A 1953-nucleotide genomic window follows, 5' to 3' on the forward strand; every position below is an offset into this window, starting at 1 on the left:
CGCCAACACCACGGCGGTCACGATCGCCGAAACGGGCGGTCACGTTACCGGAACGGCGCTGAAAACACCCCTCAGCCCACCGGTCACGATGCGCCGAAATGACCGGTCACATTCGCCGAAATACGCACTCCGGCCAATCTGAGGAAAATTCAACCGGCGTTGACACCCATACGACGGCCACACGCTGAGCACCCAGCTGGAGCAGGCAGCCATCCTGATGCAAGACACGGGGGTGAAGCCCGCCACGGCGTATGTGGACCTGGGTTACCGGGGCGTGGATGCGGACAACCCAGGGGTGGCCATCAAGCACCGGGGCAAGTACAAGACGCTCACGACCCAGGAGAGAAAGCTGCTCAAGAGGCGCCAGGCGATCGAGCCGATCATCGGGCATTTGAAGGCGGACCACCGCATGGATCGGTGCCATCTCAAAGGCGAACAAGGGGACAGACTGCACGCGGTGCTGTGCGCGGCGGGCTACAACATCCGCTGGCTGCTTCGGATGATTGCCAAGAAGGGGGGGCCCTTCTTGCGGCGGCTTTATTTGCGCCTGTGCCAAGCCGCAGCCCTATCGCCCAACTGGCCTCGCATGCTGCGCAACCTCGCCGTCAACGCAATCAGAGAGCCGGCACCACGACTGACCGCTGGCTGAAAACGAATATTTCAGGGCCGACTACCTAGAGAAAAAGGGCGCGGCTGTGGCCAAAGGCCGTTGATTGCATAGGCCAAGAGCCAGGTGATGACCATCGCGAGGACGATCTCAAGGCCGAGAAGGCGCCAGCGTCGCGATCCCAGCACAATGAGCGCCACGAGCGACAGGATCGCGAGTGGCGGCAGGAGCCCGCTGGCCATGCGCGCCAAGTTCACGGCCCATGCCGGATCACCAGGAGCGAGGTTCCAGTGAGAGAACAGTATGCGATCGAGGTCACCCATCGCGACCATCGCGACCATCGCGATCTGATGACGTAATCGCGGGAAAAGGTTCGTGTTCTTTTGTGGCGACGGTGATCCTCTTTGCAAATATCGCATACAGGAGGCCACTCAAGAACCAACACAACCAGGCAGTCCATAGGGTGTGGCTCGGCGGGTGTGCGCCACGCAGCGTTTGAACCACGCCAAGAGCTACGCCCGCGCCGCCCACGACCGTCAATATGCGTATAGCGTATCGCCAACGATGAGTCTCGATCCCACTCGCCAAGCCAGGCCATGCGGCGGCCATGAAGGCAAATGCCGAGGAAACATGGCCACCCGGAAAGCAGCGGCCTGGTCCTCCATCGGTTGTTATCCACCATGCCCAATGGGGAATCCAATGAGCGCTGCCGCCGAAGGCAGCCTGATCCCATGGGCAGCTCACGACACTGAACTGCTTTATGGTGCCAACCACGAGTGCGCACAAAGTGGTCGTTACCACCATGAACAAGCGCTCCTGGCGATTAAAGGTCTCAAGCCATCGCGGTGCTCGAACCACTGCGATCCAGAGCAGTATCAGAAGCAGCAGAGCAAGGTTGCGCGCCCCGGAATGGCCGATCTGCTCCAACCAGTAGCTGTGGCGAAGTGGAAAGCCGTCGCGGGTGCCGATCAGACTCATCACCACGGCATCAAGCCGGAAGAAGTCCCACAAGACCAGCAGGTAGAGGGCAGAGCCGGTGAGCAACCACCATTCGAAACTACCAGCTCTCAAAGATGCTCTCAACAGATCGACTCGCATCCAGCAATCTGATCTTCGTTTGATTAAGTGAGGATTAAATCGACGCGGTGTCGCACCGTGCTGCTCGGCTTTGGGTGGCTTAACGTCGGCTTAAGGTGATTCGCAGAGCATGCACCCTCATGCGTCGCTCCTGCAAAACCCCTGACGCCCGCATGAATGCTTATGTTTCGGGGTGATCACGGATACCCAGAACTCCCAGTTTGAATTTCAATAGCGATCAGTTTCTGGGAGATTTTGATGTTTGCTGA

The 1953-nt window shown here is 59.2% G+C and carries 2 protein-coding genes and 1 pseudogene; 1 reads left to right on the forward strand and 2 read right to left on the reverse strand.

Going from position 1 to position 1953, the window contains the following annotated elements; genetic code table 11:
* Nucleotides 1-163 precede the first annotated feature (163 nt).
* Nucleotides 164-649 (forward strand): annotated as a pseudogene (locus M3149_RS22540) (transposase); the annotation flags it as partial.
* 11 nt (nt 650-660) lie between these two features.
* On the opposite strand, the gene M3149_RS22545 reads toward M3149_RS22540, so the two are convergent.
* Both M3149_RS22545 and M3149_RS22550 read right to left on the reverse strand, forming a co-directional pair.
* Nucleotides 661-948: a hypothetical protein gene (locus tag M3149_RS22545; protein ID WP_251711595.1), complete on the reverse strand. Its 288-nt coding sequence runs from the start codon at nt 946-948 to the stop codon at nt 661-663.
* Nucleotides 923-1705, reverse strand: a complete 783-nt coding sequence (locus M3149_RS22550; protein ID WP_251711596.1) for a phosphatase PAP2 family protein — start codon at nt 1703-1705, stop codon at nt 923-925. Before M3149_RS22550 ends, M3149_RS22545 begins: the two co-directional genes overlap by 26 nt.
* Nucleotides 1706-1953 lie beyond the last annotated feature (248 nt).

Origin of the sequence: Hydrogenophaga intermedia, assembly GCF_023715105.1 — a bacterium.
Lineage (GTDB): Bacteria > Pseudomonadota > Gammaproteobacteria > Burkholderiales > Burkholderiaceae_C > Hydrogenophaga > Hydrogenophaga intermedia_A.